Below are 21,694 nucleotides of genomic sequence, written 5' to 3'. Positions count from 1 at the left end.
TACCGTGCGATCAACCGTGGTTGCCGGATATCGCCCAATCGATAGCGGCATCGAATAACGCTGAGCCATCGGGACTCAATTTGTCGAACGCGCGATTGCCCAGGAACAGCCCGACCCTGCGCGCCGGAGCAATGAAGTCATAGTCCATCGTCGCCCCCTTTTCATAAGCGAACACGACCGCGTGTTGCGGCTCGCCGGGAATGGTCGCGATGATCGTTGCACCGGGCGCTGGTTTGCCCCAGCCCATCTCGTCGTCGCGTGGATAGACCCAGCGTTTTCCTGCGGCCAAGCCGCCCGCTAGTGGGCTAGGCGCATTAACGACGTTGATGTAATGCTCCTTCTCGACCTCGCCGAAATCCTCACCTTTCTTCGCGCCCGTCAAACGCAGTGAGTCGAACAAGTCCGCCTCCCACGTGACCAAGGGGACGTTCACGTTCTTGTAAGACGTTCCCGTCATGTCGCGGGCGCTGACGACCGACGAGATGACCACCAGATCTTCGCCCTCAGTCGCTGTTGCAGGCGCGCTTTCATCGACCATGGTCACGATCATGCCGCGCTTCTCCAGATGCTCGCGGACCTTGTCATCGATTTCCCGATCCTTGTGTTTAAGCCGGGTGACGTAAAGCACCTTTTTCTGCGCCGTCACCTGCTCGCCGGCGGCCTGCTGGGCAGGGACAACCGGCGCATGCAACAAAGCCGCCAGCAGCACGAGCGGGGGCATTCTGCGAGCGTGCTTCAGGAAGCGGTCACGGATGGGTAACACGGGTGGGATCGTGAAGGAGCGGTTCATTGGCGGAAGAAAAAGAGTTCAGGACGTGATTTTAGATGGAGAATGAGATTCATTCGCATTTATAAACCAGACATCCGTTTAACTCAACTGTTTTCCGGACTAGCGCCTCCTCTCTCGGACGGATCGGCTTACGAAAGCACCATTCGGATACGTCCCGTCGAACTCATGCAAACGGCTTCTGCGCAGTAAGGTAGGCGACCCGGTCCGCGGTGACGAACTGGCGCGCTTCGACCCGTGGGCGAAAAATGTGCTCGAACCATTGCCGTTCTTCCGCGGTGAATTGCTCAGCGAGAATCACGCTAAGCGGCGGCGCCCACGGATGCGGCGAATAGCCAAGAAACACGTCCCAGGACGGCACCATGGCCGGCCGCACATCGATATGAAATTCCAGGTGAATTTCGACGAAACCGGCGTCAAGCGCAAAGCGGACCAGATCGCGCTCGCCAAAATTCGTGATCGGGCTCCTGGCGATCTTCTCCTCAGTGTCAGGAAACTGCGCAGCTTTCCATCGATGCAAAAATGGAAAAAAACGGTCATCGGATCCCGCCGGCAGCGAGTCGACCATTATCTTCAGGGAGCTCGCTTCGAACGCATCGTCGCGAAAGATGGGCTCGGCAATGGAAAAACGCCCGCCCGGTTTAAGAATGCGGTGGAACTCCCGCAATGCGGCCATCTTGTCCGGCACGTAGGCGAGCACTGCGCGAGTGGTCACGACATCGACAGACGTGTCTTCGATACCTGTTAGCGCCTCGGCCGAACAATTAATAAAAGTGCATTGCTCGTAGACGCCATGTTGAATCGCGAGCGCTTCGGCATGCCTGAGCAACGGGACGGAAATATCGGTAAGGAGCACGCGAAGCGATGGACCAATGCGATCGATGGCGCGCAACGCAACAAGACCATCCCCGGCGCCGATGTCGGCCATGACCATTCCAGGAGCTAGCCGTGCGCCATTGATCACGCGATCGGCGTAGGGTTCTATCGCGGCACGGATAGCGCGTTCCTGCTCCGGATCGCCGGCGTGACGCGTGTGCAAAAGCCAATCGGACCACAGGTCGGACCGGGACTCGGGTGGGATGTTATTCATCGCTCGCAGCGGCCCTGGCGTAGAAATAAAAGGTATTTGCCGCTAAAGACCAAAGGCGGCGAACTTGCGCTTAGGGATTCGGGCCGTGTCGCCAAGCGAACCCTGGGTCGCTGCGCGCGAGTCTAGAACACTAAGCTTAGGGGACGCTGAGGGCGTCCTGTCTCAGGGCGAAATATTGTGGCCTTAGCGCTTGCGCCCCTCGCTAGCGACTTGCGCATCCGCTTCCCGCTGCCAGCTCCAGCGCAATACACCGCCTCGCGCTAAACTAGGAGGTTAAAGCGACGCGACATGCACGCGGTCAGCAGCAGTTGACTAAACACTGGGACCACCGGAGACATTCGTTCGATGAACGGCGCAGACTTACCAGGCATGCTTCCCGATATGCTGCCGCGACTGTGGGCATTCGCGCTTCGCATTTCGGGTGACCGGCACGACGCCGAGGATCTCGTCCAGCGAGCATGCGTGCGGGCGCTCGAACGCGCGCATCAATTGCAGCCCGATACATCCCCGTTAAGCTGGATGTTTTCGATTGTCCACTCCACCTGGATCAATGAATTGCGAGCGCGCAGCGTACGCAAGCGCTCCAGCATGGAATGGGACGACGACTTCCTGGAAAACGTCGCCGACCCGGTCGACAAGGGTCCGGAAGCTCAGCTCATGCACGGCCAGATCATCAGCGCCGTTGAACGGCTGCCCGAAGCGCAGCGTGTGGTCATGCTGCTGGTCGCGGTCGAAGGCTTGAGTTATCAGGAAGCTGCCGAGGTTCTGGAGGTACCCATCGGCACCGTCATGAGTCGTCTGTCGCGCGCGCGGCAGGCCGTGGGCGCACTGTTCGGCACGCATGGTCCTAAGCCCAAGGCTTCGGTGACGCGAAAGGACTCCATCGCATGAAAACCGATGACCTTTTGTTGATGGCTTACGTAGACGGAGAACTGCCGCCCGACGAGTGCCTGGAAGTCGAGGAGCACATCCGCGCGTCCACCGAAGCGGCGGAGCTCGTAGCACTGCTCCGAGCGTCGCGTCTTGACTACAAGCAAGCGTTCGCTACGCAAAAATTGCCGCCGGTTCCGGATTCACTGACGCGGAAGATCGAAGCAATGGCCCGCGCGCATAGCAATAAAAGCGCGGCTCAGGGTGCCAACGACTCTTCGGTTCCGACACCGTCCGTAGCTATCACCGCGGCACCGGTTCGCTCGCGTTTGCGCTCGATGCCCACGTGGCTGGCGGCTGCGTGCGTCGCGGGCGCGTTTTGCGGAGGGCTATTTCTACGGCTCGGGCCTCTTCTGAATACGGGTGCACCGGGTTCGGGCAGCGCCGCGATGGCGAACGCCGGCAACCTGTCGCCATGGGTCGCCGCGGCCGTTGGCTACCAGAAGCTTTACACACGCGATACGCTGGCTTACGTCGAAGACAATCCCGAAGCGTCGTCAAAAACAGTCGCAGATATTCATCGTGACGACGGACTCGCGCTGCGTATCCCCGATTTACGCAGCGCCAGCCTGACCTTCAAGTCCGTGCAACGCTTGGTGTTCAATCACAAGCCGCTCGTGCAGATTGTTTATCTGCCTGAGAAAGGACCGCCTATCGCGCTATGCGTGATGAAGGACGTCAAACCGGATCAAGCGGTCGCCGCACAGGTGGTGGACACCATGCACGTGGTCACATGGCGGCAAGCGGAACTTAGCTATGCGTTGATCGGCAAGACCGAAGGTGTTGACCTGGACGCGCTTGGCAAGCGCATTTCGAACCGCGAGGTGGATCAGTTATTCAGCAATGCGACGTCGGTTTTAATGGCGCTAGCGGGATAGGCGCTAGCGGGCTTAAGGCTTAGGCGCTAAGTCCCGAGCCTTAATCCCTAAGCCGCGCGTTTTCGCCAAGAATCCGCCGCAAGCGCTGCGCGCTGTTGATTTTGCGTAAGCGGAATGCTTAGTCAATCGAACCACGTCCGGTTGCGCGAAACGCACAATGCGTTGCTCGTCGACGAAACGCGGCTACACTTGTAACAGGCTTGACTCGTCGATTTTCGCCGGCTCTTGAATCGGCGCACGAGAAAAAGCGAAAATCCAATCATCAGCGAAAGCAAAGCTCAGTCTTATTCATGAAATCGGACGATACCCTCCTGATGGCCTACGTGGACGGCGAACTGCCGCCGCACGAACGCGAGGAAGTCGAGCGCGAACTGCGCGCGTCTGCCGACGTGGCCGAGCGCGTTGCGCTTTTGCGGGCTTCGCGGCTGCCGTATCGCGATGCGTTCGCCGGGCAAACGCTGCCGCCGGTGCCGCCAAGCCTTAGCGCGAAGATCGAAGAAATGGCGCGTGCTGCAAAGGCTAAAGCCGCGCAGCCAGGTGCGGGTCCGAAGGTCAGTCCTGACGTTAGCGTCAATGATCCCGTGGTTCCCGGCGCTCCCGGGAGCGCGTCCACTTCATCCATACGCTCGCGGTTGCGCGTTGCGCCGGCGTGGCTCGGCGTCGCCTTCCTGGCGGGTGCTTTTGCCTGCGGCCTTGTGCTTCGGCTAAGCACCGGCGCAGGTCTGGCATCGAATGCGGGCGCTTCGCTTGCATCGGTCGGCACGGGCGTGTCGCCTTGGGTGATGGCGGCGGCCAGCTATCAGCAGCTCTATTCGCGCGAGACACTCGCGAACGTCGATACCAACGCCGATCTGTCTATCAAGACCGTCAAGGAAATTCGTCAGGATGATGGTCTCGCGCTCCGCATTCCCGATCTGAGTGCGGCCGGACTCACCTTCAAGCGCGTCCAGCGTCTGCGATTCAACAACAAACCGCTCGTCCAGATTGTCTACTTGCCCGAGAAAGGCGCGCCCATTGCGCTGTGCGTGATGAAAGAGGTCAAGCCCGATGCGGCGGTCGCCGATCAGCGCGTTGCCTCCATGACGGTCGTCACCTGGCGGCAGGCCGAACTCGGCTATGCGCTGATCGGTCAGCCTGACGGTGTCGACCTGACGGCTCTCGGCAAGCAGATCTCCTCAGGCGAGGCCGCTCCGCTGTTCAGTCGCGAAACCTCCCCGGCTTCGATGTCTCCCGCCCTGGCGTCAGCAAACGTGGCCGCTGGCTCCCGCCAATTTATTTTGGCTAGCGCGGAATAAATTCAATGCTTAGCTGTTCGAGCGTCGCTTTGTCAAGCGATGGCCCGGGCAAAGCCCGGGCCGCTTTCGTAGTTAATATTACGCTCCGGCACGCACGCGTTCCACTTCCGTGCTCTGCACGTTGTCACGTTGCTTGAACAGCGTGAAGTCAAAATCGATCAGCGCGAACTGTCCTTCAACACCATACGGTTTCCCCTCGGCTCCCTCCGCCTTCTTCAGTGCGGGCACAAGACCGTCACGCGTAGCAAACGCGAAGTCATCCCACAGATACGGATCTCCGTCGATATTGATCTGCGTAGTCAGCTTGCGATAACCCGGCGCCGAGACAAAGAAGTGAATATGCGCCGGACGATGACCATGCCGTCCCAACTGATCGAGCAGTTGCTGCGTCTTGCCCGCAGGCGGCACGCTGTATCCAACTGGCACGACGCTCGTAAAGCTATAGTTACCGGCGCCGTCCGTGCGGATGGTTCGACGCAGATTGAACGCCGCTTGCGACGGGTCGAAGTATGAGTAGTTGCCCAGATGATTTGCGTGCCACACCTCCACCAGCGCGTCCTTCAGCGGCTTGCCGTCCTCACCCACCACCCGCCCGCGCATGACGAGCGTCTCGCCCGGATCGGTGCCGTCGTCCAGACGCGCATGCCCCACTGATTCCGGCGCGCCCGCTACATACAACGGTCCTTCGATCGTGCGCGGCGTACCGCCTTCTATCCCCGCCTTCGCTTCCGCCTCGTCCAGACGCAAGTCGAGGAAATGCTCGAAGCCAAGACCCGCAGCGAGCAGCCCAAGCTCGCCGCTCTTGCCCGCTTCGCCAAGATAGTTGAGCGCGGTCCAGAACTCATCGGGCTGCACATCGAGATCTTCAATTGTATAAAACAGGTCCTGCACAATGCGGTTCACGATCGCCTTCGTGCGAGGATTGCCCTCGCTGGTGGCGCTCTCGTTAATGGTCTTGAGCAACGCGTCGATGGCTTGGCGGTTCATGTTTGTCTCCGTGTGTTGTATGGGGTCGGTGTAAGTCAGTGTGGGCCGCGCCGCAGCCGTTCGATACGCTCCCAGTCGAGCGTGATGCCCAGTCCCGGGCCTTGCGGCAGGTGCAAGGAAAAGTCTTCATAACGCAGGGGCTCCGTGAGGATCTGCTCGGTCAGCAAGAGCGGACCGAACAACTCCGTGCCCCACTTCAACGAGCCGAACGTACTGAAGAGTTGCGCCGAGGCAATCGTGCCGACCGCCCCCTCCAGCATCGTGCCGCCATACAGGTCGATATGGGCTGCAAGCGCGATCGATGCGACGCTTGCCGCACCCAGCAGTCCACCGGACTGGGCTATCTTGACGGCGAAGACGTCGGCGGATTGGTTGCTTGCCAGCGCGAATGCATCGGCGGGACCATGTAGTGCTTCGTCGGCCATGATCGGCACGCGGGCGAGGTTAGTGAGGCGCTTGAGACCTGCGTGGTTCGCGGCTGATATCGGTTGCTCGACGAGGCTTACGCCGGCGTCGGCGAATCGCGGCAACGCCCAGATAGTGTCCGACTCGCTCCACGCCTGATTCACGTCCACCCGCACATCGCCGCGCTCGCCGAGTGCCTGCTTGATCGCCACGACATGCGCGACATCGTCGGCCACCGTGCGCGAACCGATCTTCAGCTTGAACACGCGATGCCGCCGCAGATCCAGCATCTGTTCTGCTTCATCAATATCGCGCCGCGTGTCGCCGCTCGCAAGCGTCCATGCCACTTCAACCGAGTCCGTCACGCGACCGCCAAACAACTCGGAAAGCGGTACGCCGATCCGCTGGGCGTGGGCGTCGAAGAGCGCCGTTTCCACCGCGCATTTCGCAAAACGATTGCCCTGGAATAGTGTGCGCAGCTTCGCCATGGCCGCACCGGGCCGCGTTGCATCCAGCCCTTTGAGCAAGGGTGCGAAGTAGGTATCGATATTGATCTTGATGCTTTCGGGGCTCTCCTCGCCGTATGCAAGACCGCCGATGGTCGTGCCCTCGCCTACGCCGCTGAAGCCATCCGAGCAGTGAATCCGGACCAGCACCAGCGTCTGACAGTTCATTGTTGCAACTGACAGGCGATGCGGACGGATCGTGGGAACATCGACGAGAAGCGTCTCGACGCTTTCAATTTTTACCGTTGTTGCCGACATGCGCTTCCTCCTGGAAGACACATGGTAGAAATAAACGGGCTATGAAGTCCAACACCCGTTCCGACTGTTTTCATACCCTGAAGGTATGAAGCCCAAATTCTTCCAATAGATACATATAAAAATCAATGGCTTACATTGCGTCTCGCCAAGCCGGCATCCTGAATTAGTCGCTGTACCCCCACTTTACCCCCACTCCGGATGCGGGCAAGTTTGAGAGTCTTCGGCAATGTCTGGCATCACCGGCAACATGAATCGCCCGAGAATCTCGGTCCGCCGGACCCTTTGGTCAAGTTCCCTAGTGGTCGCCAAATTCACGTGCCAGTCGCAAAGGGCGAAGTCACATCCGCTTTGCTTGCGATACCAATTTCGTCATTGACCGTTCTTCGGTTCTTCGCGCTTGTTCGAAAGCATGTTCGCACAATATGCGGCCTTCCCGAATAGCCGAATTGGTAGACGCACTTTTCAAATCCTAGTGGTCATGCGACGAAGGTTCGAGTCCTCTCTTGGGCACCAACGAGTAGTCCGGAGCAATCCGAGGAAGTTCGAGAAACCCCGTAAAGCCTTGAGCCTGCGGGGTTATTTGTCTTTTGCGTTCCGATGCGGTCCAGTAACATCCGGCATTTTTACGTATACTGGTGCGTATACCAGTTTCGGGGGCAACGCCATGCCCAGATACGTCGAACCGAAGTCGGAAGTGGCGTTTCGCAACGCCAAAACGAGGCCAAAGCCCTATCTCCTGTCGGATGGCCAGGGCCTTTCCCTGCGTATACGTCCGAACGGCGCGAAGACCTGGTTGCTCCGATATCGCCGTCCCGGTACCGGGAAAGAAAACTTCCTGAGCCTTGGTCCCTATCCCGATGTCGGCTTGACCGAAGCGCGGCGTCTCGCCGCCACCGCTCGCGATCTCGTACGCGAGGGAACCGACCCGGTTGAACAACGGCGTGCCGACGTCGCCGCGCGAAAGCGCGCCGCCGACGGGGCCTTCCATCTCGTTGCCAAGGCATGGCTTGAATTCAAGCGCAAAGAGTGGGCAGATGAAACCTACCGCAAGGCCGAATTTGTCCTGCGCGAGTATCTGACGCCGGCGCTACGTAACAAGTCGATCTCGACGTTGTCCACCGCGCAGGTCAAACCCATTCTTGAGACCATCGCGGCGAAAGCGCCCAACCTTGCATCGAAGGCCCGTCAGTACGTTGGCGGTATCGTAAGTTACGCCATCCACAATGACCTGCGCGAAGACGGACTGCCGCTGGCGCTGCGAGGCGTCCTTCCTCGGCACAAAAAAGGTCACATTCCCGCGATCACGAAGCCGGCCGACATTGGCCCGCTCGTGAAGGCCATCAACGCCTACTCGTCCCCCATCACTCGCGCCGCGCTGAAGCTCGCGATGCTGACCGGGTTGCGACCCGGCGTCATCGCATCGGCCCCTCGGAGCGAAATCGATCTCGACGCGGCCGAATGGCATATTCCCGGTGAACGCATGAAGATGCAGCATGACCACATCGTTCCACTTCCCCGGCAAGCGCTAGTTGTTCTGAACGAACTCAAAGCAATCACGGGCGACAGCATCTATGTTTTTCCTTCGCCGGCCAAGCAGAAAACACCACACCTGCACCGCGACGCTCTCAGCAAGGCGCTGCGCGATATGGGGTTTCAGGGCAAGCACGCAACCCACGGCTTTCGGGGCATGCTCCGCACCGTCGGGCGCGAGCGGCTGGGCATCGATATCGACGTGCTTGAAGCGCAGTTGGCCCACGCGAAACGCGGCGACGTGCAGAAGGCCTATGACCGAACAACCTTCGATGACGATCGCCGCCGATTAATGCAGGAGTGGGCTGATTACATCGACAGTTGTGTACGGGGCAAAAAGTGACGAGACGCCTCACTGACTGTGAAACAAAGAAGAGGTCGCGCCGGGTTGAGGGGCAAAATGGGTCGAGAAGAGGCAGTCGTACCTGTCTGACAGCCGCCGTTCGTAAGAACTGCAATGAACGACGGTCCGACGACTCCCGGTAAGAAGCGTTCGACAATCGTGCTATTGCGAGAACTCTTCCTGGCTCTCTCAGACCGAGTCACTGACTGACCGATCTCCTTCACAGCTGCTACTAAGTACGCACATTGGTCGCCGTATTCGTATATGCCGACACATACATAGCGAGGATATCTTCGCGAAGTCATTAGATTCTCAACGATCCATACGATCCTGTCGACCGACCGTTTATGGGCCAGCTTGCGACGATGATGCGTACTCCAGATCTATGATCCGATCCTCGCGCCATAGGCCAATGTGCCGAAAAGTAGTCAGGTTCCGCCCCTCTCTTGGCACCATTAAGCTGTCTTACACGACTGAGGTTCGACTAATCCTCCGCGTTTCAGCCGGAGTTCGGTCGTACACCGTTTTGATTGTTTTTCAGGATTGCCATTCACTGCTCTATACAGGCTCGGCGAAGCGCGCTACTTCTACATCTATTCCTCGATGAAGCTTAACCAATTGTCGAAAGCCCGGCCGCAAGGCGCGCCTGCAAGTCAGAGCCCACGCGACGGAACCCGAGCAATCTCGCTGCGGTACGGATCAAATCCGTGTCAGAGCCACCGGCGTTGTCATCCCGAGCAATCCTCAGCGCCGCGTTGATCTCAAGCATCGAGATGCTCATGGATTTCAAGGTCGCTCCGCTCTCGGCGGACCGGTCTCTGACCGGCGGCGCGTCTGAGTGCTCTCGTGTGAACCAGAAGTCTTCGTCGGAGAGGATATCTTGATCGCGCGACTGTGCTTGAACCAGCGCCGAACGTGTCGCCGTCAGAATACGGGAACCGGCCTTCTCCTTGCCGAAGCATGCTGCGAGGCGCCGCGCGGCCTCCTCAAGATGGATCGGCCCCTCGGCTGCCACGATGCGCTTGGCCAGATCGGCCAGCATCGAGACATCAACCTCATGAGGTTCCTGTCGGCTGTTCACCGGGAAATGCGCACGCTGATAAGCGGGCATCTGCCTCGCGACGACCTCGGGAACCTCAAAGGTGGGAGCAGCCATCTCGACGGCCGCGGTCGGTCGTGCCCGGTTTGCGCCGTCGATTCTCACGCCGGCCTCGGCGATCTCGCGCGCGGCGTTAAGAGCGACGCGCAACCGTTCGATCTCCGCACGACGGTTGTAGAACCAGTCGGTGCTCCAAATCCGGTGAAAGCGCCATCCAAGATGTTCGAGCACGTCTTGTCGCAGGCGATCGCGCTCCCGGGCCCACAGCGCGCTGTGATAGGTCGCGCCGTCACACTCAACTGCCAGAACGTACGTGCCTGGGCGATCTGGATGCCGAACTCCCATGTCAATGCGAAAGCCCGCTGATCCCACCTGCGGGTCGGCCAGATAGCCGAAGCTGCGAATGACGTCGGCGACATCCTCCTCGAATGGCGAATCAGCCATCTCACCCGTCTGCTTAGCGTCATCCATGTTGCCGTTCTTCGCGAACTCCAGGAAGCGCTTAAGGATGCGCGCACCTTCGCGGCTTACGCGACTGGGGTCGATATCGCCGGGATCGAACGAGGCGAACACCTCGCATCGCACACGTGCGCGGGTAAAAAGCACGTTGAGACGGCGCTCACCGCCCTCCAAGTTCACAGGTCCGAAGGACATGCTGGCAAGCCTACCGCCGGGTGTGGCGGGGCCATAGCAGACACTGACCAGGATCACGTCACGCTCATCTCCCTGCACGTTTTCGATGTTTTTGACGAACAAATCCTCGGTTTGTCCTTCGCGAAGGAATCCGTCGAGAGTCGCGTCGCTGCGTCGCGCAAGCTCCAAAAGCTCCGTGATCAGGTTCTTTTGAGTCGATGAGAAAGTGACGATGCCGAGCGAAAGCTCCGGATGCATACGGGCATGCTCGGCCACGCGGGCAATAATCGCCTCGCCCTCTTTCCGGTTGTCGCGCTTACCGCCCTTGTCGTAGACACCATCGACGCGAGTGAAACAAAGGCCGTAGACGGGGTCATTTTGCAGCGGTGACGGAGGCAGTATGAGCTCATCATCATAGAACTCCCTGTTCGACATCCGGATGAGCGAGGGATCGCGCGAGCGATAGTGCCACTGAAGCATGCGCGATCCGAGGCCGCGGGCCTCGCAGAGGCTGAGGATACTTTCCATCGAACTGATCTTCGCGGCGCCGCCGAGCAGATCCTCCTCCCCTTCCTCACCCGGATCATCGTCGGCCTCGTCGTCGAGAAGCCGGTCGAAAAAGGACGACGGCGGCAATTGTTTCTGGTCTCCGACCACCACGATCTGCTTGGCGCGTGCGATGGCGCCCAGCGCATCCTCGGGACGCACCTGCGACGCCTCGTCGATGACAAGCAAATCAAAGGTCAACGCCCCAGGCGGAAGATATTGAGCCACGGAAATCGGGCTCATTAGCAGGACGGGCTTGATCCGCTGCACGGCCGTGCCCGCACTCGAGAACAGTTTGCGGACCGCGATATGCCCGCGCTTCTTGCCGATCTCGCCGCGGATCACCTTCATCTCGCCCATCGCGCCCTGCGGAACCTGTGCCAAATGTCCAGCCAGGATGCCCGTCACATTCTCCGACAAGCGCTTCCTCTCGAGCAAGGCGAACGTCTCGACGAGCTCATGGCGCCTCTCCAGCCTCATATCGCGAAGCACCGGAGACGAGTCAAGCGCTACACGCCAAAGCCGCTCGGCGCGTGCGAAGCGAAGTTCCACTGCCGCCGCTGCCCCATCGAATTCACCAGATTGCATCCTTCGCATCAGGTCCGGCACGCCAGCAGACGTCATGCGATGTTCCAAAAGCCTCAGATTCGTCCAGGCCGCGTAACGGTCGGTCGATGATGCCATCGCACCGAGGCGCGCTGCCATCTCGCCAAGCTCAGCCCTTTCCAGGCCCAATTCGCCGAACACGGTTGGGTCGAGAGTCAAAACGCGGACAACCTCGTCCAACCCGCGACGGGTCGTCGGCTCTGCTTCGCGTAGCATGCGCCGCGTCTTCGCGACCACATCCGGTTGCTGCGCGAGATTCAGCAGTGCGTCATGCGGGCAACTCAGCGCAGCATCGCCGACGCGCTGGCACCACGTTGCGATCGTCAGGAGGGGCCCCAAGTCCGTCCGCTCGCCACGCCAGGCATCGCCCATGACGCGAAGGCAATAGTCTTTATCGTCTTCCCAGCGCGCCTTGCGAGATCCGACACCGTCGAGACAGTCCACCAATTCGACGCGCTTATCCGCCGCCTTTGGCAGGGCGCCGCGCAGGAACCCCGCAAGCACGCGAGACGCGGTGCGATAAGCACCGCCCAATCGAGCGAAGAAGGACCGGCTACCGGCCACCAACGGTCCGCGCAAAGCGATCGTCGGCGCGGCGAATGCCGCCTCCACGAATATCTCCTCGGCAGTGTCTTGTGCTAACCGCCACGCAACTCCGGCCTCGATCGCCTTCTTGAGCCTCGGCAAGTCGGGCGCGGAAAGGAATGCGAGGGCGGTGTCGGCGGCTCCCGCCGGCAGCCCTTCCAGACGGTCAAGGACGTCCGCCAGGCTTACCACCGACGAAATGCTGATGGGAACCGTAACGCCCAATGCTCGCGCGGAACTGCCCACAGCTTCTTCGAGCACGACCACGGCAGCACGCGCAGTTTCGAGCAGCGTGGACAGGCGGGTAAGGTCGAGCGGCTGGAGATCAAGGTTTTGGGTTCCCGCGAACGGATGCCGGTCGGCGTCACCCTCCTCCTTAAGCAGTTCACCATAGCGAGCAACGGTTTCGAGCAGGTGTCGCTCCTGTTCCCGTGTCATCTGCGCGAGGTTGTCGCTGGAGATGGTCGGAGCCGGTGCGCCCGAGCCGATGTGGCGCACCTGCAGGCTCAACACGGAGAAAGCTGTCTCCCCCGTTGTTCCGATCGGACAGTGCAGAGCTTCCGCGAACAGGTTCAGCTTGTCGCGGGTTTCGGTAAGGGCAATCGGCGCGCCGGGCAAGGCGGGGACTGCGGCGGCCGCCCCAATCGTTCGGGCGAGCTCTGCGAGCACCGCTTTCTTGTTAGCGCTCCTGGAATGAAGCTCAAGGCAAACGTCACGCAGACCAACCTTCATGAGACGGTCATGCACGACGGATAGTGCGGCCATCTTCTCGGCTATGAAGAGGACGCGCTTTCCCTCCTTGGCCGCCGCCGCAATAATGTTGGTGATGGTCTGTGACTTACCCGTTCCCGGGGGACCCTGCACGACCAGGTTGCGGCCCGACCTTACTTCTTCGATGACGCGCGCCTGCGACGCGTCGGCATCAACCACGTGGAACAGCTTTTCGGGCGGGAGCATCTCATCGAGCCGGTCGTCGGGGCCAAAGAGCCGGGCCTCGGACTCGAAACCTTCGAACAGCAGCCCACGCGTCAGCTCGTGCTCGGCAATTGCCCCGTCAGGCCATGCGTCGATCGCGAGATCGCGGTACATGAGGAGCTTGGAGAAAGAAAAGAAACCGAGTTGGATCCCATCACGATCGAGCTTCCAGTTGGTCCGTCCGGCAACGAGCTCCTCAACCTGTTCGAAGTAGATCGAAGGTTTCCACTCCTCCTCGACCTCAATGTCGGGCAACTCGATGCCGAAGTCGTCCTTCAACCTCTGCTGGAGCGGCAAATTGGTAAGGACGTCTTCATCTCGGATACGGAGATCGTAGGTCGAGGTGCGCTGGTTGCGAACGAGCTCAACCGGCAGGAGGACGAGCGGCGCCTCGCGCGCCACCGCCGAGGACTTGTCCTCAAACCATGTGAGGAATCCGAGCGCTAGATAGAGGATATTGACGCCTGACTCCTCCTCAGCGGTCTGTGCCTCGCCCGCGATTTTGAGAAGTTTCTTCTGCAGGGCATCGGGGCCCATGCGTGTTTCGAGCTGCGCATCTGTGTAGCGCTCGGGCTCGAAGCCGTCGCCACCGGCATCGGATAAGTGAATGCCGTCGGTGGAATCATCTCGGTCACGCCCGATGGCCAGGAAGCGCATAACCTTTCGACCGGCAAGGATTGCGTTCACGTCGTCCGCCCGCTCGTTGACGATGTTCACGACATTCCCGCGTGCGTTCGCGCGGTTGACGTGCACGAGCCGGTTTCGGGTACCCGTTTCGACCAGCCGCTTGCGGGTGTCGTTGAACAGGCGGATCAAAGCCGACCGATCTGACTTATCGGTCGAATGCTCGTCGATTGCAACGGTTGCCACTTATCTGCCCCCTGTCCGCCGGTTTCTCTGATGCCGGCTTTTTTAAGACTTCTTGACTGGTGTCGATTCGTCCTTCCCTGCCCCATTCAAATAATGTTCTTTGGCGGAAGATAGATTTCACCTCAATCGACGCGTGCTGAATTTACCAGAATTTCTGCGCGGACCCGGACACGTCCCTCAGCTTTGTTAGTTAGGTCTCTGAGATATCGGATGATCGGCCCATTTTCTTTAGCTTCATCGGATAACAGAGCGCGAGTTAACCCGCAGACCAAGCGACGAATGTCTCAGCGGCATCGAGCAACACCGAACAGAATAGGCAAAAATGTGTGATGCGCGACCGTTCGGCCATGCCTTCGCTCGGACCCTCGAACGTCGGCTCGGCTGAGACAGCGTTCCTTAGCGCGTCGACTCAATTCGGCGAGTAGTCGGCCAATGCTGTCGTTCGTCCATTTATCTTGTATGCCCGCTCACCGTTCTCGTACCAGTCATCCGTCGACGGCGGCAGAGGATGGCTGCTACCTGCTTCGACGAATGAATATTGGCGGCCCACTTCAGTCGTCTGGTCCGCGCCAGAGCGGCTATTCATGCGCAGAGACACGCGGCTCGCCCCCGATATCAGACCTTCCGGATAGCGTCACAGGCGGCTGTGAGCCATTGAATGACCTGGCGTTTCCTGATCATCGTATCAACCGGGCAACCGCATCGATCCGTACCGCTAACTGAACTGGCTGTTTGAACTGGCTGTTCCAGCGTCTCGCGTTTGTGAACACCGTAGATGACTACGACGCGCTGCTCCGGCAGAAGTTGACTGCCGATCTCCAATGACCCTCGCCGTTGCCACACATCAAGCGTTGAGTAATTCTGCACGTACGGATCTCTGGGGGAGCGGGGAGCAATCCCCGTCCCTACCGCGACCGACCGGGCGTCGCCGTAGTTCATTTCATGCCGGGTGGCGGAAGAAGGCGAACAATATCAGGCGCACTATCGTTGGCCAAGTTCATGAATGAGATCAACGAAAGCGCGGAGTCCCGCTGGTAGCTGCCGCCCAGGGGGATAGTAGAGCGCTAGACCACGGTAGCTGGGCGTCCAGTCCTGCAGCACGCGCACCAGCCGTCCTGCGGCCAGGTCGTCACGCACATACCAATCGGCCAGATAGGCCAGGCCCGTACCGGCCAAGGCGGCTTCAAGCATGAGGCCCGGGTCGTCGAGCGTGAGTGGCCCGCTTACCTCGATATTCATTGGTTCGCCATGACGGGAGAACTCCCAGCGCGACGGCGCACCACTGGGAAACCTGGCCCGTACACAGGGGTGCCCGGCAAGGTCGGCTGGAGAAGCCGGGATCGGGAACCGTGAGAAGTGCTCAGGCGAACCCACCACCGCCATTTGGAGATCACCGTCGATCGGTATGCGGACCATGTTTTGCGGCACCATCTCGCTCAGGCGAATCCCGGCATCGAAGCCCTCGGCCACGATGTCGATCATTCGCCCCTCGGTCAGGATCTCTACCTTCATATCGGGGTAGCGGCTCAGGTACACCAGTACGATGGGTGCAAACACCATGCGGACTGCGCCCAGTGAGGCATTAATGCGGAGCGTGCCAATAGGCGAAAGGCGATGGAGCGTAGTTTCCTCCATGGCGCCGCGAATCTCCGACAAGGCCGGCCCGATCCGGGCCACGAAGTGCTCGCCAGCCTCGGTCAGCGAGACACTGCGGGTGGTCCGGTGAAACAGGCGAACGCCAAGTCGCGTTTCCAGTCCCGCAACAGCGTTGCTCACGGCTGTGGTCGAGATGCCGAGTTCATTCGCTGCGCGGCGAAAGCTCTGGCATCGGGCGACAGCAAGTGCGGCCTCCAGGCCGACCAGGCCAGATTTCTGCATTATCCCGATTCTCGAACCAAAATATCAACTTTTATCTATCTTATCAGAACAATGAGGCCATCGTATGCTGCGCGCACCGCCTCCGGATTGCCCGGGGACACACAGGAGCGATCATGCAAACCATCCACCAGATCTACATCGACGGCACCTTCGTGACCCCGCACGGGATCGAGACCGTTGAAATCATCAACCCGACCACCGAAAGGCCCCTCGCACGCTCGACCCTCGCCGATGCCGAGGATACGCGTCGCGCCATCGCTGCGGCAAAAAAGGCGTTGCCGGCATTTGCGCAAACGACAGTCGGCGAGCGCGTCGCCATGCTGAAGCGGCTGCACGCAGCCGTCCTGGAATGCAGCGATGCTCTGCGCGATGCGACGATCGAAGAATACGGCGCGCCTGTTTCACGGGCCACCTGGATCTCTCACTTCGCGGCGCAATCATTTCTTGACGCCGCAGTGACGCTGGAGGCCTACGAATTCACCCGCGTGATGGGTACCTCGACCGTAGTGATGGAACCTGTGGGCGTTGCTGCCCTCATCACTCCGTGGAACAGCACTGCCGGTTCGATCTGTAGCAAATTGGCGATGGCCATCGCCGCAGGTTGCACGTCCGTGATCAAGCCAAGCGAGTTGAGCCCGATACAAAACAGGATCGTGACGGAAGCCATTCATGCGGCAAGGTTGCCGGCAGGCATCGTCAATATCGTCACCGGACGCGGCGACGTCGTGGGCGCCGAATTGAGCACGCACCCGGATGTCGCGAAGATTTCCTTTACTGGCTCCACGGCGGTGGGCAAGATCATCCAGCGGGCGGCGACCGACACCATGAAGCGTGTCCACCTCGCCCTGGGCGGGAAATCCCCGTCCATCATCCTTGACGATGCGGATCTGACGAAGGCAGTTCCGCTCGCGCTCAATGCGGCGTTCATGAACAACGGGCAGGCATGCATTTCGGGGAGCCGATTGCTGGTACCTGAGCGGCGCTTGGCAGAAGCGATCATGGTGGTGAAAGAGACGGTGGCGCAGATGAAGGTGGGCGACCCGGCCGACCCAACGACCGTCATTGGCCCCCTGGCCAATCGCAACCAGTACGAACGCGTTCAGAACTACATCAGGCTCGGTCTCGCCGAGGGCGCTACGCTTATCACGGGTGGCGAGGGGCGTCCGGCGGGGCTAGAGCACGGCTATTTCGTCAAGCCGACGGTATTTGCCGATGTGTGCAGCGAGATGACCATCGCACGTGAGGAAATCTTCGGCCCCGTTCTGTCCATCCTGACATATGGCAGCGACGAGGAAGCGATCGACATGGCCAACGATACGGTGTTTGGCCTGCACGCCTTCGTCATGTCGTCCGATCAGGCACGGGCAAAAGCGGTGGCGACAAGGCTGCAGGCCGGTCGAGTGATGATCAACACGCTGCAGCACGATCCTTTGGCGCCCTTCGGCGGATTTAAGCAGTCGGGCGTCGGGCGCGAGTACGGCGTGCTTGGTCTGGAGTCGTACCTGGAGGCAAAGACGTTGCTTGGAGTGTCGTGAAACCATGGCGAAGAGCCGTGGCCGCGCACGGTCCCACGCTCGCAAGCGGCCTCACTGCTGGCCGTCGAGATCGCAACCGTCGTCGGCTCTACGCGCCTGGAAAGAGATGCCGGTAAAGGTGACGCCAGTGATGGCGACATCGCTACGTTTGTCGAACCTCTAGCGCGATATGCCGCAGGGGGCGATTCCCCTGCGCGAAGTTCAAGGCCCAGGCCGTCGAGGCGTGCAGACAGCCCGGGCTTTCGATGCCCCTCCGTCGCGATGGCCGACGGCATCAATACCAATCTCCTTCGTCGCTGGGTGTTGGCCGCGGCACAACCCGATGCCTTGACGACGATGCGGCCCGCGCATCAGCACGCATTTGACGTGCATTCCCATTGGAAAGCGTACACCCCGTACACCGTTCTGCGCGCCACCCCTTCTGCAGTATCCCGGCGCGAAGTACCCATCGCCGCTACTTCCACTCCGGGCACTGCTCTCCACGCGTCATAGTGATTCAAGCAGTCACGCCCACACGAGGCGGTTCAATAGTCATTTCACGCGCCTCCTCAACGGTCTAGACCAAATACTTGCAAGGTCGACTCTCCAGCGCGCAGCCTCGTCAGAATTTCCCTCTCCGCCGCCTCGCGTTTCTCGGCGGCGAGAAGCACCTCACTAATCCGCTCATTGGGGATAGAGACCACTCCGTCGATGTCACCTACGATCAGATCACCTGGACTCACGAAGATGTCACCCATAAGAACAGGCTTGTTGAGCCATCCCGTCGCACCAAAATCTTTCCCGGTACCGCGGATGCATAAGCCTCTTGAGAAAACAGGAAACCCAACTTCCTCAAGCAGAGCGCCATCTCTCACGCCCGCATCTATGACCAGGCCGCCCAGTCGGGCGACCATTCCTGCAGTCGACATGACCTCGCCCCAATATCCGGCTTCGTAGTGGCCGCTCGCATAGACGACCAGGATATCGCCCGGGCTGGCCGCCTTGATGGCTCGATGAATCCACAGATTGTCGTTCGGCGGGCAGTGCACAGTAAAAGCCGGTCCTGCCAGCCTGAAACTGGCGGCTGTCGGCTTGATCGACGACGGCAACGCCCCGATCCGGCCTCCAGCTTCGTGAAGTGTCGCCGAGCCGAGTCTGGCGGCACGCTTGATCTGGTCTGCAGGTAGCGCTACCGTTTTGCGCACCGAGATCGACGTATCGGCCAACGGATCGTGTTTGTCACTCATGCTGAGTCCTTCAAAGATTGAAGGCGGTGGTACCCAAACTGACGGCGAGCCTCGTCTAGCCGAGCACCCTTTCCTGCGAGAGCGCGAATTGCGTCTTCGGCACGCGAAATCTCCTCAGCCGCATCAAGGATGGCGTCCTCATGGGCGCTGGGTAGGACCACTACACCATCCGCATCGCCGCGCACGAGGTCGCCTGGCGCGACGCGAACCGATCCAATTGAAACCACGACTCCAGTGGCCTCCACCTGCACACGATCCTTGCCAGTTCGCATCCAATGTCCGCGAGAAAACACCGGGTATCCGAGCTTGCGACAGAGCGCGACGTCGCGACAGATTCCGTCTATGACTGTACCGGCAATCCCTCTACGATGAGCGATCTCCGTCAAGATATCTCCCCACACTGTTACATCTTCACGGCCCCCGTTGTCGAGGACGACAACCGATCCGGGAGGAACGTCATCGATATAGTCGCCGACCGTACCAGCGGGCTTGGACGCCGGCCCGTAAAGAAGCGTGAAGGCTCGTCCCGTCAACCGGAACTCGTCAGCACGAGCCTTGATCCAGGCACATTGCCCGTGGATTCCAAGGCGATCCAATGCATCGCTCAAAGTTGCGCAGTCGAGCGAGGCTGCACGTTCAACATTTCGGTCCTGATTCATCGCTTCAGCATCTCCTCGTAGTCGGCACCCATGACATCCGTAATCGACATCCCCTCCATCAAAGCCTTGCTCATGATGCTTTCGCGAGCTGCTATCTGCTCTGCTGTGTCGAGGACAGCGGTGATGTGCGAGGCTGAAACGAACACGACGGCGGTTCCATCTGCAATCACGTAATCGCCTGTTTGCACAGTTGCGTCCGCGATCTGCACTGTTCCGCCCGTCTCCAGTTCGGCAACCCGGCCACGCGCTGTGAGGGCCGTCGAGCCACGCGCATAGATCGGGAATCCCAATCCACGCGCTTCGTCAACGTCACGCACTAGCCCGTCAGAGATAACACCTGCGATCCCCCGAACTTTTGCGCCAGTCGACAAAATTCCGCCCCAGGATCCAGCGACGATTCCGGTACGCTGTTCGACTACGATGACGTCTCCCTTCTGCGCCATTTCGATCGCCCGCGCACCGAGGTGCGGAGTCGGCGTTCCTTTGTTCGAAACCTCATCGACCTTCACCAGTTTCACAGTCATAACGCGTCCGTATACTTTCGCGAGACACGATAGCGGTGAGAGTCCTGTGACTGTGCCTTTGAGAGAGAGCTTGTCCAGGCTGTCGGAAACGGCACAGGTGTCAAGCCGGCCCAGCCGCTCCAGGATCGTTGAATCGTTCACGTTGGTCATTTCAGTACGGCTATGATTTCGAGTTGAACAAGCATGCCGCCTCGGAGCGCGGACACGACTGTATGGCGAGCGGGACGGTCATGCGCGTCAGGGAAAGCGCGCAGCCATTCTTCGTTAACAGCAGCGCGATGCCCCTCCTCGCTAACGAGCACCCGGACATGGCCGACATCGCCCAAATCGCCTCCAGCCTTTTTCAACAGCCTTTCCATGTTTGCGAAAGCGAATCGGACCTGCGCAGAGAGACCCTCGGCCAGACTACCTGTCGACTGGTCGACTCCCATGATTCCGGAGGAGAACAGCATGTCCCCGACTCGGGTGCCAAAAGGAATCGGCACGGTATGCGAAATCCCTTCCAGATCAAAAGACTCGCGGTGTGGTCGGTCTGGGTTCATAGCCATTTTGCGAACGCCATGCCTACGCCCGTCCCACCTTCCGAGCGATATCCGGGAATGTAGTCAACGAGCGTCATGCGCATCCCTTCGAGCGCCCCGCCCGCCGCAATCCAGTTCAGAACCTCCGAAGATCCGGACTGCAACTTACTCCTCGGTACTGAGGAGAGCGCCTCGCCATCTCCCTTGGCAAGCCCCTCCAGTATCTGGCGGTCAAACTCGCTGTCGATAACGAAGTGACTGAGTCCACCAGAGGCAATCACCGCTACGCGTTCCGCGCCGGGCCACGATTCGATCGCCTGGCGGATTGCCTGTCCGAACGCGTAGCAACGCGCCGCAGTGGGTTGGTTCGGAGGAACGTAGGTGTTGATAAGCACGGGGATCATCGGGATGATCCTGTCCTCGCGCATGATGCGGCGCCGCACGAACGTAAAGGCGTGTCCCAGAGAGCGTTGTTCGTGCTGGCGTGAGTACTGAGCCACATCGAAGTTTTGCTCCATCAGATTTTCAATGATGTGGCGACCGAACTCCGGATGACCCGGATAGGCCTCCGGCGCCTCGCCATGAAATGCCCACAGCACTGACGCTCTGGAAGGAACGCTCATATCGCCATGGATAAATTCCGGCCTGTCCCAGCTCTTGTCGCCCCAGAAGACTGAGAACGTCGGCATGCAGTCGTCGAGAAACAGTTCCTCCTGGTCATCACCGATCAACACGACGACGTCGGGGGCGACATCGTCGAGTGTCTGAGCGAGATCGGCGATTGCACTCTGGATAGCGCTATGCTTTCTCTTCCAAACCTCTGGACTGAGTTCCTCGTCAATCCAGTCAGGCTTGCCCTTCAGAAGCTCTTCATAGGGCGTGCGATTCTGGTCCATCCGCGCCTGCTCGCTCCACCACTTCGGCTCCTGGCTAACTTGAGGACTGTGCGACATAGCCAGTCCCAGCACGATCTCGGCCATAAAACTCCTCATTCCTCGTTTGAAGATGCGCGCGCTGCGCATCGATGT

16 protein-coding genes are annotated in these 21,694 nt (G+C 59.9%); 5 read left to right on the top strand and 11 right to left on the bottom strand.

From position 1 onward, the window contains the following. Nucleotides 1-10: 10 nt before the first annotated feature. Entirely contained in the window at nt 11-763 is a 753-nt protein-coding gene (locus M0D69_RS23795; protein ID WP_301784333.1) for a hypothetical protein, read from the bottom strand. 190 nt (nt 764-953) lie between these two features. After that, a complete protein-coding gene (locus tag M0D69_RS23790; protein WP_301784332.1) occupies nt 954-1,877 on the bottom strand; it encodes a class I SAM-dependent methyltransferase in 924 nt (307 codons plus the stop codon). A 345-nt stretch (nt 1,878-2,222) separates the two neighbouring features. On the opposite strand from M0D69_RS23790, the gene M0D69_RS23785 reads away from it, so the two are divergent. From M0D69_RS23785 to M0D69_RS23775, 3 genes are all read left to right on the top strand, one after another. Next, nucleotides 2,223-2,768, top strand: coding sequence for an RNA polymerase sigma factor (locus tag M0D69_RS23785; protein ID WP_301784331.1), 546 nt, complete (start codon nt 2,223-2,225; stop codon nt 2,766-2,768). Next, nucleotides 2,765-3,685: an anti-sigma factor gene (locus tag M0D69_RS23780; protein WP_301784330.1), complete on the top strand. Its 921-nt coding sequence runs from the start codon at nt 2,765-2,767 to the stop codon at nt 3,683-3,685. The genes M0D69_RS23785 and M0D69_RS23780 overlap by 4 nt, the downstream gene beginning before the upstream one ends. Nucleotides 3,686-3,975: 290 nt before the next feature. Then, nucleotides 3,976-4,980, top strand: a complete 1,005-nt coding sequence (locus M0D69_RS23775; RefSeq protein ID WP_301784329.1) for an anti-sigma factor — start codon at nt 3,976-3,978, stop codon at nt 4,978-4,980. 78 nt (nt 4,981-5,058) lie between these two features. On the opposite strand, the gene catA is transcribed toward M0D69_RS23775, so the two are convergent. Both catA and M0D69_RS23765 read right to left on the bottom strand, forming a co-directional pair. Next, nucleotides 5,059-5,967 (bottom strand): catechol 1,2-dioxygenase, encoded by a 909-nt coding sequence (catA, locus tag M0D69_RS23770; RefSeq protein ID WP_301784328.1) that lies wholly within the window; start codon nt 5,965-5,967, stop codon nt 5,059-5,061. Between the two features lie 35 nt (nt 5,968-6,002). Further along, nucleotides 6,003-7,136: a muconate/chloromuconate family cycloisomerase gene (locus tag M0D69_RS23765; RefSeq protein ID WP_301784327.1), complete on the bottom strand. Its 1,134-nt coding sequence runs from the start codon at nt 7,134-7,136 to the stop codon at nt 6,003-6,005. 694 nt (nt 7,137-7,830) lie between these two features. Here M0D69_RS23765 and M0D69_RS23760 point away from each other — a divergent pair. Beyond that, nucleotides 7,831-9,009 (top strand): integrase arm-type DNA-binding domain-containing protein, encoded by a 1,179-nt coding sequence (locus M0D69_RS23760; RefSeq protein ID WP_301784326.1) that lies wholly within the window; start codon nt 7,831-7,833, stop codon nt 9,007-9,009. 610 nt (nt 9,010-9,619) lie between these two features. On the opposite strand, the gene M0D69_RS23755 is transcribed toward M0D69_RS23760, so the two are convergent. Continuing rightward, a complete protein-coding gene (locus M0D69_RS23755; protein WP_301784325.1) occupies nt 9,620-14,323 on the bottom strand; it encodes a DUF3320 domain-containing protein in 4,704 nt (1,567 codons plus the stop codon). A gap of 981 nt (nt 14,324-15,304) precedes the next feature. After that, nucleotides 15,305-16,201: a LysR family transcriptional regulator gene (locus M0D69_RS23750; protein WP_301784324.1), complete on the bottom strand. Its 897-nt coding sequence runs from the start codon at nt 16,199-16,201 to the stop codon at nt 15,305-15,307. Nucleotides 16,202-16,314: 113 nt separating this feature from the next. Between M0D69_RS23750 and M0D69_RS23745 the strand changes: the two genes are divergently transcribed. After that, complete coding sequence (locus M0D69_RS23745) at nt 16,315-17,736, top strand: aldehyde dehydrogenase family protein (RefSeq protein ID WP_301784323.1); 1,422 nt, start codon at nt 16,315-16,317, stop codon at nt 17,734-17,736. A gap of 548 nt (nt 17,737-18,284) precedes the next feature. On the opposite strand, the gene M0D69_RS23740 is transcribed toward M0D69_RS23745, so the two are convergent. The 5 genes from M0D69_RS23740 to M0D69_RS23720 are packed head-to-tail and all read right to left on the bottom strand — an operon-like array spanning nt 18,285 to nt 21,646. Next, nucleotides 18,285-18,962, bottom strand: coding sequence for an RraA family protein (locus M0D69_RS23740; protein WP_301784322.1), 678 nt, complete (start codon nt 18,960-18,962; stop codon nt 18,285-18,287). Continuing rightward, nucleotides 18,959-19,621, bottom strand: coding sequence for an RraA family protein (locus M0D69_RS23735; RefSeq protein WP_301784321.1), 663 nt, complete (start codon nt 19,619-19,621; stop codon nt 18,959-18,961). Before M0D69_RS23735 ends, M0D69_RS23740 begins: the two co-directional genes overlap by 4 nt. After that, a complete protein-coding gene (locus M0D69_RS23730; RefSeq protein ID WP_301784320.1) occupies nt 19,618-20,295 on the bottom strand; it encodes an RraA family protein in 678 nt (225 codons plus the stop codon). The genes M0D69_RS23735 and M0D69_RS23730 overlap by 4 nt, the downstream gene beginning before the upstream one ends. Next, a complete protein-coding gene (locus tag M0D69_RS23725) occupies nt 20,292-20,687 on the bottom strand; it encodes a RidA family protein (protein ID WP_185096980.1) in 396 nt (131 codons plus the stop codon). The genes M0D69_RS23730 and M0D69_RS23725 overlap by 4 nt, the downstream gene beginning before the upstream one ends. Further along, nucleotides 20,684-21,646, bottom strand: a complete 963-nt coding sequence (locus M0D69_RS23720) for a protocatechuate 3,4-dioxygenase (RefSeq protein WP_301784319.1) — start codon at nt 21,644-21,646, stop codon at nt 20,684-20,686. Before M0D69_RS23720 ends, M0D69_RS23725 begins: the two co-directional genes overlap by 4 nt. Between the last annotated feature and the right edge of the window lie 48 nt (nt 21,647-21,694).

This window comes from Caballeronia sp. SEWSISQ10-4 2, from assembly GCF_030464885.1.
In the GTDB taxonomy this organism is placed as follows: domain Bacteria; phylum Pseudomonadota; class Gammaproteobacteria; order Burkholderiales; family Burkholderiaceae; genus Caballeronia.
The sequence above is the reverse complement of the archived record's forward strand: the minus strand, read 5'-3'. Positions and strand labels throughout refer to the sequence as shown.

Coding starts and splice junctions, on each gene's coding strand:
- M0D69_RS23790 (WP_301784332.1), bottom strand. CDS start 1,877: ATGAATAACATCCCACCCGAGTCCCGGTCCGACCTGTGGTCCGATTGG.
- M0D69_RS23785 (WP_301784331.1), top strand. CDS start 2,223: ATGAACGGCGCAGACTTACCAGGCATGCTTCCCGATATGCTGCCGCGA.
- M0D69_RS23780 (WP_301784330.1), top strand. CDS start 2,765: ATGAAAACCGATGACCTTTTGTTGATGGCTTACGTAGACGGAGAACTG.
- M0D69_RS23775 (WP_301784329.1), top strand. CDS start 3,976: ATGAAATCGGACGATACCCTCCTGATGGCCTACGTGGACGGCGAACTG.
- catA (WP_301784328.1), bottom strand. CDS start 5,967: ATGAACCGCCAAGCCATCGACGCGTTGCTCAAGACCATTAACGAGAGC.
- M0D69_RS23765 (WP_301784327.1), bottom strand. CDS start 7,136: ATGTCGGCAACAACGGTAAAAATTGAAAGCGTCGAGACGCTTCTCGTC.
- M0D69_RS23750 (WP_301784324.1), bottom strand. CDS start 16,201: ATGCAGAAATCTGGCCTGGTCGGCCTGGAGGCCGCACTTGCTGTCGCC.
- M0D69_RS23745 (WP_301784323.1), top strand. CDS start 16,315: ATGCAAACCATCCACCAGATCTACATCGACGGCACCTTCGTGACCCCG.
- M0D69_RS23740 (WP_301784322.1), bottom strand. CDS start 18,962: ATGAGTGACAAACACGATCCGTTGGCCGATACGTCGATCTCGGTGCGC.
- M0D69_RS23735 (WP_301784321.1), bottom strand. CDS start 19,621: ATGAATCAGGACCGAAATGTTGAACGTGCAGCCTCGCTCGACTGCGCA.
- M0D69_RS23730 (WP_301784320.1), bottom strand. CDS start 20,295: ATGACCAACGTGAACGATTCAACGATCCTGGAGCGGCTGGGCCGGCTT.
- M0D69_RS23725 (WP_185096980.1), bottom strand. CDS start 20,687: ATGAACCCAGACCGACCACACCGCGAGTCTTTTGATCTGGAAGGGATT.
- M0D69_RS23720 (WP_301784319.1), bottom strand. CDS start 21,646: ATGGCCGAGATCGTGCTGGGACTGGCTATGTCGCACAGTCCTCAAGTT.